The sequence below is a fragment of the Candidatus Magnetominusculus xianensis genome (assembly GCA_001541255.1).
Taxonomy (GTDB): Bacteria; Nitrospirota; Thermodesulfovibrionia; order Thermodesulfovibrionales; family Magnetobacteriaceae; genus Magnetominusculus; species Magnetominusculus xianensis.
Genome location: LNQR01000133.1, coordinates 1 through 8321 on the forward strand (window position 1 = coordinate 1; position 8321 = coordinate 8321).

Genomic DNA, 8321 nt, shown 5'->3' on the forward strand with positions numbered 1-8321 from the left:
CTTCCTTGATTTCTTCCATAACTGCATTGGCTAATCTTTTAAGCGCATCAAGATCGTAGCTGCCTGCCCTAAGTGTCTTATAATTTTCTGCGTGACACTATCAGCCCGTCTGTAGTTCTCTACAATCTGCACAGCGGTCTTGCCGTTTTTTCTCAGATTGGTTCGTATAAACATGCTGATAGTGTAACATAAGCAATCAAGTAAGTCATGTGTTATTTACGTGGTGGTACTACATTCCGCGAATCCGCTCCCGCCCCAGTGTTTTCAACCCTCGCCGCGCACCCCGTGCACTCCAAGCGATATAGTCGGGAGGTACTCTGAGGCGCTTGGCCTTGTGATTACTTCTCAGGCTCAGGCTCTGGAGGATAAGAACAAGGCCGGTGCATTTATCGCCTTGTTCTTGCAAAGTGTAAATAACAAATACGGCGCGGCAGGCCTGAAGCTAGTTATCGAAGCAATCAAAAATGGGCTGCCCCCTGAGGCACTGCAAAAGTTGGGCAATAAACAAACGGATAATAAGTCTATCCACAATCCGCCGCGTAAACAATCCTCACTCATAAAGCGTATCAGGAATAACCTGAAGAGACTGCCTTAAGGCGCGCGATTTACCGGTTCCTGCTAAACGATGAGATTAAGACAAGAATCCGATCCTGTATATCAGTAATAACCCCAGGGTCAACGACAAAGTTTTCTATCATAATGGAAAACACTACGGCCTCACCATCCTGAGTAGCCGTAAACCCAGCAATTGTCCTGACACCTGCCATCGAGCCGGTCTTTGCCTTTAGTCTTTCCTCTGCCGGTGTTGAGCGCATTCGGAATTGCAATGTGCCATCGACACCGGCTATCGATAGCGATTCAATAAATGGCTCACTTAAGTCTGAGACAGCACTCAGCAGTCCAACCAAGTGGTCAGGGCTTATGAGATTATACCGTGAGACCCCTGAGCCGTCAGCGATTTCAACTGAGTCCGCGTCCATGCCGATTTGCTTAATGAACGCCTTAATCTCCGCAATGCCCTTAGCTGCCGTCCCAGGAGGCGACTGAAGTTCTGCCCCAAGTGTCTTCATCAATAGTTCTGAGTACAGATTAATGCTCTGTTTGTTTATATCTTTAATTATCTCAGACAGCGGTGCAGAGGCGTAACTGGTGAGTTCAGTGTATTCGTCGGGGACTGCACCGTAGCGTATTTTCCCCGCCACTTCTATTTTATGAGCCGCGAGGATGTCAGAAAAAAGACGGCAGGCATAAGGGACCGGCGGTGTGAGTGTCACAGTGAATGTCTGTTCAGGCTGATCAATAGCTATATCTCCGGTAACGGTAATTACGTTGTCCGGCTCGTGCCAGTCTCTGATGACATTCAGGGTGCTGCCGTTTTGTTCGTCAGCGGTAATGAGGCTAAAGGCGGTGTTTTTTATTGTTATATAAGGTATTTGCGGCTCAAGAGTGACTGCCGGAGGCTCTCCCGCACCGCTTCCTGGCCTTACCCTTACTACAACACAGTTATTATTAACCGTAAGCCCGCCGATAGGGGCATAGTGACAAGATGAGTAGTCTTCCCGCATCCAGCCCCTGCCGTAGTAATTGTTGTCAAGATATGTCTCGTCGCAGACAAGGTCTCCCGTAACGCGCTCAATACCACGCGCCTTCAACTCAACGGCCATCCATGACAGGTCGTCTGTTGTGAGCAGTGGGTCGGCAAAGCCCTTAAGGTAGAGGTTGGCGTGCAGTGTACCCTCAGCAATGTCAGGGGAATCGGCTGACACTGTGGTTTTGAACCTGAACCCGGCGCCAAGCCTTGTGAGTGCAGCGCTGGTAGTAAACAGTTTTAAGGTCGAGGCCGGATGAAATAACAGCTTGTTACCTCTTGTATATAATACCTCGCCTGTCTTCAGGGATACGACCTTTATACCCACATGGCTTTGTGAGAGGGCGGGACTCTCGAGATAAGTATCGATTTTATGGCGCAGTTTAAGCACTGCGGGTGCGGCAGGCTCCGCCACGGCGGTAGAGACACTTATAATAACTATAAGCATTGCTGCGGCAGCATGTCTTACAAAACGCCCTTTCATATTGCCTCCAAATGATATTGAGGTGCAGTCCTTCATATACCGAATATCAGGCGTGTTGGGCTGCCTTTATGCGGGCAAGAGACTCAAGCAGTTTTATTTTCATATCGTCTTCTAAGAATTCGGTTTTAAGCTCAACGCTAATCGATGAGATACAGCGCGAAAGGCAATTCTTGTTTTGCAGGAGCGGCAGGGCCTCTCTGATTTGTCTTACGATGTCAGCGCCGATTTCAATTAGTGCGGGGCGGATTTGTGCCTGAAGGTCCGGGTTTTGCCAACTGTCCTGATGAAACCCCTCTGATTTCCATTTACTGTGCCACGCGCTCTGAACCTGCTTTGCTATTTGAATCTGCAAGAGAAAGAACTCTCTCATCGATTCCACATCAAGGCCCATGTCTCTTGAAGCTGAGAGGGAATCCCTCAGCACAATGTCCTCTCGTTCGGCATCGTCAATAGGCAGCCCCTCTGACCATTTATAGGCCGCCACCGCCTTCATATACGAAAGCCGCCGATCTATTAATGAAAACAGCCCTCTTAGTGCATCCATATGTAAAAAATAACACAGAAAGGAAGTTAAACTCAATCATTTTTTATACACGTGGAATTAATACTGCTGGGAAAGATATTCAGCCCTCATTTGACGTTAATTGAAAAGATACGACCTTTCGTGATACAATGGTATATGAGGAGAATCATCCCGATTGTGTTGATAGCTGCGGCTACGATTATGTTTGCATATTTTACGAGCCAGGAGATATATAGTGTGAAAAAAATCTCTATCGTCCCTGGCAATTCATATTTAGAAGGTGTAAAAATAGTACATTCCGCCGAATCAGTCATAAAGTGGACGGCGGCAGTTGAAAAAATCTCCATCATTAAGACCGGAGAAACCGCAGAGCTGACAAATATACAGTTTAACGTCCCTGATAAAGACGTGACTATGAAGGCAGGAAATGGCGCATATGACGTTAAAAACAATTCGATAGAACTAATCGGGGATGTCATAGCAAATAACAAAGAGTTTATAGTTAAATCGAAAGATATAAAGTGGGATTTCAATACAGAGGCTATGAAATCCACTAACGAGGTCGTACTCACAGGGAAAAATGTCATGGTGCGGGCAGACTCGATTGAAACTTTCGCAGGAGAAAAGCTACAATTGTCAGGAAATGTTACGGTTGTCTATAGATAAAAGGGGGTAGTTGACGGTGAAGGCAAGGGCGGTAGTGGTTATAAAAGGTTTTTTTGCTATAGTAACAGCGGCAGTAGTAGTATTAACTGTGGGGTTGGCCTCCGGTGAGCCTCGTCCTGACACTAAAAAGACGGCTGCCCCGGCTGCATCAGCTGCCCCGGCAGCGGGCGGGTCGGGTTTTAAAAAATCTATGAAAGGTGATAAAAATGCGCCCCTCATAGTAACCAGCAATACCTTGGTAGCCGACAATAAAAAGCGGACAGCCACGTTTAACGGCTCGGTTAAAGCGGTAAAAGGTGATGTCACATTCTATGCCAATACCATGGTTGTCTTCTACACGGAGGACAAAAACCAGCAAATAGACCATATTGATGCAAAGGGCAATATCAAGCTCATTCAGGGAGATAAGATAATTACCTCCGACCAAGCCGTATACTACGGCGCTAACGAACGAGTGGTCTTTACGGGCAGGCCAGAGGCCAAAGAGGGTAAAAATATAGTAACCGGGACGAAGATAGAGTATTTCTTCGAGACAGATGTCTCATTCGTAGAAAACAGCCGTGTTCATCTTGAGGAGAAATAATCTTTGATGATATGGGAAAAGCAATAACAATGGATAAACCTGTTAATACACTGGCAGCAAAGGGTATATCAAAGCGCTATGGGAAAAAACTCGTAGTAGACAATCTAAGCCTGTCAATCAACACTGGTGAGATTGTAGGACTTCTCGGACCAAACGGTGCAGGGAAGACTACATCTTTTTATATGGTAACCGGCATTGTCAGACATGGAAGCGGCACGATAACCCTAAACGGTGAAGACATAGGCAGTATCCCGATGTATCTGCGGGCAAGAAAGGGCATAGCATATCTGCCGCAAGAGGCGTCCATATTCAGAAAGTTGACTGTGCGGCAAAACATCGCAGCAGTACTCGAACTTGCAGACAACGGGCTTCAGCAATCTGCGATAGCAGCAACAGTTAACAGGGTGCTTAAGGAATTCAATATAGACCACATCGCCTCAAACATAGGCTACACACTGTCTGGCGGTGAAAGAAGAAGGACAGAGATAGCAAGGGCGATAGCCATGAATCCGGTATTTATACTGTTTGACGAACCCTTCACCGGTATAGACCCGATAGCGATTATTGATCTGAAAAAAATGTTGACCTATCTGAAGAACAAAGGCATTGGGATTCTTATAACTGACCACAATGTGCGCGACACACTGTCAATAACCGACAGGGCATATATAATAAATCACGGGCGGCTTCTGGATGAGGGCACACCGGAGAAAATCATAGACAACTATGCCGTAAAAAAGGCCTATCTGGGAGAGGATTTCACGCTGTAATGGCACTTGAGACAAGATTAGAAGTAAAGCTGTCGCAGAAGCTTATCCTGACGCCCCAGCTTCAGCAGGCAATAAAACTTCTGCAAATGCCCCAGCTTGAGCTATCGCAGGCCATAAATCAGGAGCTTGTGGAAAACCCGTTTCTGGAGGAGCTGACCGATGAACAGCCGGAGGTGTCCATGGAAGACTCTCACGGCGACGCTGAAAAGCCTGACAACAGCAACGGCGATATCGAGGGCGATGTCGAGATGTCTGACAGCATAAGCACTTATGCCGTTGATGATTATTTTGATGAACGCGGGAGCGACGGCCGGGATTTAGGATACTTTAGCTCCGGCTACACAGAGAAACCCGGGTTTGAGACATTTCTAACGACAACAACAGGACTAACCGAGCATTTGAAGTGGCAGCTTGACATGACAAACGCCTCAGAAGACATAAAAGAGGCGGCAGAGATGATAATCGGTAACATAGACGAAAACGGTTACCTGCAGGCAACTACAGAGGAGCTGGTCAAAGTGCTTGGGCTGTCAGAGGAAATTGTTACAAAGGCAATAGCCCTGGTCCAGAGGTTTGACCCCATGGGCATATGCGCACGAAATATTAAGGAATGCCTGCTTATTCAGGTAAAAGCGCTAAAACTAAAAGGGACGTTAGTTGAGGCAATAGTTCAGAATAACCTTGAGGACATCGAAAAGAACAGGCCTGCCGCCATAGCCAAACAGTATAATGCGGCACTTGAGGATGTTCACACGGCCATTCACATAATCGAAGGCTTTGAGCCTAAACCCGGCAGAAAGTTTTCAAGCGTACAGGTATCTTACGTAGTGCCTGACGTATATATTGATAAAGTCGACGACGAGTACCGTATATTCTTAAACGATGACAGCGTCCCGCGCCTGCGAATAAGCAGTATGTACAAAGAGCTGCTCACACAGAAAAACACCTTCGACAAAACGGACAAACAGTTTCTGTTGGACAAATATAAATCTGCTATGTGGCTATTAAGAAGCCTCGACGAAAGAAATAAGACAATCTACAGGGTAACAGAGAGCATCATGAAGTATCAGATGGATTTTTTTGAAAAGGGGGTTGAATATCTCAGACCGTTGAGTCTGAGGATAATTTCAGAAGAAATCGGCATCCACGAAAGCAACATCAGCCGCGTGACATCAAATAAGTATATATCCTGCGCCCACGGTATGTTTCCACTTAAATATTTCTTCAGCAGCTCCCTCACAGGAGACGAAGGCAGCGTATCATCAACCAGCGTAAAGGACCTGATTAAGACGATTGTCGATGAGGAGGACAGTTCAAACCCCTTGACCGATCAAAAAATAGTGGAGATATGCAAGAGTAAAAACATCAACATAGCAAGGAGGACGCTTGCTAAGTACCGTGAAGAGTTGAAAATTCCACCTCATACGAAAAGGAAGAAGCAGCAACTGTAGCTCATCATGCGATCAGTGCGGCGGTCAGTGCGTTTGAATATGCGATTACATTAACAGAACTCAGGAGGGTACATTATGAACATAACCGTAACAGGCAGGAATTTTGACATAACAGAGCCAATAAGAGAGTATGCCGAGGGAAAAATCCACAAGTTCGATAAGTTTTTAAGCGCCGATACCGACGCCATGGTCATACTATCTGTAGAGAAATACAGACACAAGGCAGAGGTAGTGATAAAATCAAACGGCATACAAATCCAGGCAGAGTCAATAACCGGTGAGATGTACTCATCGATAGACGAGGTGTTGGAAAAACTTGACAGACAAATAAGAAAGTACAAAGAGAAAATAACATCGAAGCGCAAGACTGCCGGTAAGGGTGTACATGTCGAAGACACAGCGCCAACCACCGAGCGTGTGAGCATCATTAAGAGAAAGAAGTTTGATATGAAACCTATGTCAGCAGAGGAGGCCGCCATGCACATGGACCTTCTTGACAAGGAATTCTACGTATTCACAAACGAACAGAGCGGTAAAATCAATGTAATATACAAGATAGAGGACGGGAACTTAGGTCTCATAGAGCCTGAGAAATGAGGTCCTCGCTTGTAATTGTCACGGGGCTGTCCGGCGCTGGCAAGACTGTTACCTTGCGGGCGCTGGAGGATGCGGATTACTTTTGTGTCGATAACCTGCCCTCTTCGCTTATCTATGGTTTTATAAAACTCACCGCCCTGCGATCAGAGAAAATCGCCGTAGGAATTGATATCAGGGAAAAGAGTTTTTTACGAGGCATAGATAAAATCATACGCAAACTCCGTGACAACTACAGCCTGACGTTAGTATATCTTGAAGCCGAAACAGACATCGTCATCAGGCGGTATAAAGAGACCAGAAGGCCGCATCCATTGGCTAAAGCGGCCAAGGGAAGCATAGAAAAGGCTATAGCCCTGGAGCAAAAGATGCTTAAGTTTCTCAGAGACGAGGCCGATTCGATTATAGACACATCATCATTCACACCACACCGCCTGAGGCAGCACATCACGGCTACACTTGGAGGACTCAGCTCAGACTATTTTAAGTTTACCATTATATCGTTTGGGTTTAAGTTTGGCATACCACAGCACCTTGATATGCTCCTGGATGTAAGGTTTCTGCCAAACCCCCACTTTGTCGATGAACTTCGCCCTTTTACCGGGTTGGATGAACCGGTAAAAAAATATATATTCGACAGTCAAGTAACAGCAGACTATATTGTGAAGATTGAAGACCTCATAAACTTTTTAATTCCTATGTACAAAAAGGAGGGGAAGTCGTCCTTCACGCTTGGTATAGGATGTACAGGAGGAAGGCACCGCTCACCGGCAATCGTAGAAAAAGCCGCTGAGTTCTCAAAAAAACATGATATAGCAACAGAAGTTATACATAGGGATATGTGATGGAGCTTAAATATGAACAGTTGTGAATATATAAACGACTTTATGTATTTTATAGTGAGACAGGAAGGAAGCGCGGCGTATATCTATTGTTCAGGAGTTAATATAACGCGTTTTACGCCGTTGACGGCGGGGAAACACCGGCTTGGACAAAACATTGTGATGAAGGGGCTTCAATCGTCGAACATAGAGCTTCGTTCGTATATCCTGTTACGCGGCTGGCAGCCGAGGACTCTCAGAGGAGGCAGCTGCCACGATGAGCAAGTCCGCTCTTCTGATGACCTTTGGAACGCAGAGACTTTAATGATAGAAAACACATCGGATGATTTCTCTGCGGAAGATGTTGTTAATTATTCTGTGAAGAATTTTCTAAGAATAGTCCTGCCGCAGTGCCTGCCACCGGGCGAAATCCCTGAAGCGCTACTTAACGCTGAAGGGCTTCAGACGTGGCTTAACTCACACTGCAAGACCTAAAATATTTATTCGGGCCGTATTGACCAAAAGATATGATAATGATTACAATAGTCATCAGTGCCGGAGTGGCGGAATTGGTAGACGCAAGGGACTTAAAATCCCTCGGGTTTCGCGCTCGTGCCGGTTCGAGTCCGGCCCCCGGCATTAATAAATAAGCCACTCTCCGAAGGTTTTCCATTTTACTTAATCCTCCTCAGATTCCCGTCTGTGCCCGTAATTGTGCCCAACTGTGCCTGAAGGGTTTCCTCTTTCTCTTGTAATACTAAGTAGCAATCTAATAAGTAAATATGGTATACTATCTTCAAAACTAAACAGGAGGTAGTAATGGCTAATAAAATAACGAAGG

Annotated in this window: 11 protein-coding genes and 1 tRNA gene; 9 read left to right on the plus strand and 3 right to left on the minus strand. The window is 45.9% G+C overall.

Annotation, left to right across the window (positions count from 1 at the left end):
* Positions 1 to 30: 30 nt before the first annotated feature.
* Positions 31 to 174: an IS1634 family transposase N-terminal domain-related protein gene (locus ASN18_RS18145; protein ID WP_492208011.1), complete on the minus strand. Its 144-nt coding sequence runs from the start codon at positions 172 to 174 to the stop codon at positions 31 to 33.
* A 46-nt stretch (positions 175 to 220) separates the two neighbouring features.
* Between ASN18_RS18145 and ASN18_RS16360 the strand changes: the two genes are divergently transcribed.
* Positions 221 to 595, plus strand: coding sequence for a hypothetical protein (locus ASN18_RS16360; RefSeq protein WP_157073066.1), 375 nt, complete (start codon positions 221 to 223; stop codon positions 593 to 595).
* A gap of 10 nt (positions 596 to 605) precedes the next feature.
* Here ASN18_RS16360 and dacB read toward each other — a convergent pair whose 3' ends face one another.
* Positions 606 to 2072, minus strand: coding sequence for a D-alanyl-D-alanine carboxypeptidase/D-alanyl-D-alanine endopeptidase (gene dacB / locus ASN18_RS16365; RefSeq protein WP_236861839.1), 1467 nt, complete (start codon positions 2070 to 2072; stop codon positions 606 to 608).
* A gap of 46 nt (positions 2073 to 2118) precedes the next feature.
* The gene (gene aroQ, locus ASN18_RS16370) at positions 2119 to 2616 is read right to left on the minus strand and encodes a gamma subclass chorismate mutase AroQ (protein WP_085053862.1); all 498 of its coding nucleotides are present in this window, start codon (positions 2614 to 2616) and stop codon (positions 2119 to 2121) included.
* A gap of 135 nt (positions 2617 to 2751) precedes the next feature.
* Between aroQ and lptC the strand changes: the two genes are divergently transcribed.
* The 8 genes from lptC to ASN18_RS16410 all read left to right on the plus strand — a co-directional run bounded on the left by lptC (position 2752) and on the right by ASN18_RS16410 (position 8119).
* Positions 2752 to 3261: an LPS export ABC transporter periplasmic protein LptC gene (lptC, locus tag ASN18_RS16375; RefSeq protein WP_157073067.1), complete on the plus strand. Its 510-nt coding sequence runs from the start codon at positions 2752 to 2754 to the stop codon at positions 3259 to 3261.
* A 16-nt stretch (positions 3262 to 3277) separates the two neighbouring features.
* The gene (locus tag ASN18_RS16380) at positions 3278 to 3844 is read left to right on the plus strand and encodes an LptA/OstA family protein (protein WP_085053864.1); all 567 of its coding nucleotides are present in this window, start codon (positions 3278 to 3280) and stop codon (positions 3842 to 3844) included.
* A 29-nt stretch (positions 3845 to 3873) separates the two neighbouring features.
* Complete coding sequence (gene lptB, locus ASN18_RS16385) at positions 3874 to 4614, plus strand: LPS export ABC transporter ATP-binding protein (RefSeq protein WP_085053869.1); 741 nt, start codon at positions 3874 to 3876, stop codon at positions 4612 to 4614.
* Positions 4614 to 6065: an RNA polymerase factor sigma-54 gene (gene rpoN, locus ASN18_RS16390; RefSeq protein WP_085053865.1), complete on the plus strand. Its 1452-nt coding sequence runs from the start codon at positions 4614 to 4616 to the stop codon at positions 6063 to 6065. Before lptB ends, rpoN begins: the two co-directional genes overlap by 1 nt.
* 75 nt (positions 6066 to 6140) lie before the next feature.
* The gene (hpf, locus tag ASN18_RS16395; RefSeq protein WP_085053866.1) at positions 6141 to 6662 is read left to right on the plus strand and encodes a ribosome hibernation-promoting factor, HPF/YfiA family; all 522 of its coding nucleotides are present in this window, start codon (positions 6141 to 6143) and stop codon (positions 6660 to 6662) included.
* The gene (gene rapZ, locus ASN18_RS16400; RefSeq protein WP_085053867.1) at positions 6659 to 7504 is read left to right on the plus strand and encodes an RNase adapter RapZ; all 846 of its coding nucleotides are present in this window, start codon (positions 6659 to 6661) and stop codon (positions 7502 to 7504) included. The genes hpf and rapZ overlap by 4 nt, the downstream gene beginning before the upstream one ends.
* Positions 7505 to 7516: 12 nt before the next feature.
* Positions 7517 to 7975, plus strand: coding sequence for a hypothetical protein (locus ASN18_RS16405; protein ID WP_085053868.1), 459 nt, complete (start codon positions 7517 to 7519; stop codon positions 7973 to 7975).
* A 59-nt stretch (positions 7976 to 8034) separates the two neighbouring features.
* Positions 8035 to 8119, plus strand: a tRNA-Leu gene (locus ASN18_RS16410).
* Positions 8120 to 8321 lie beyond the last annotated feature (202 nt).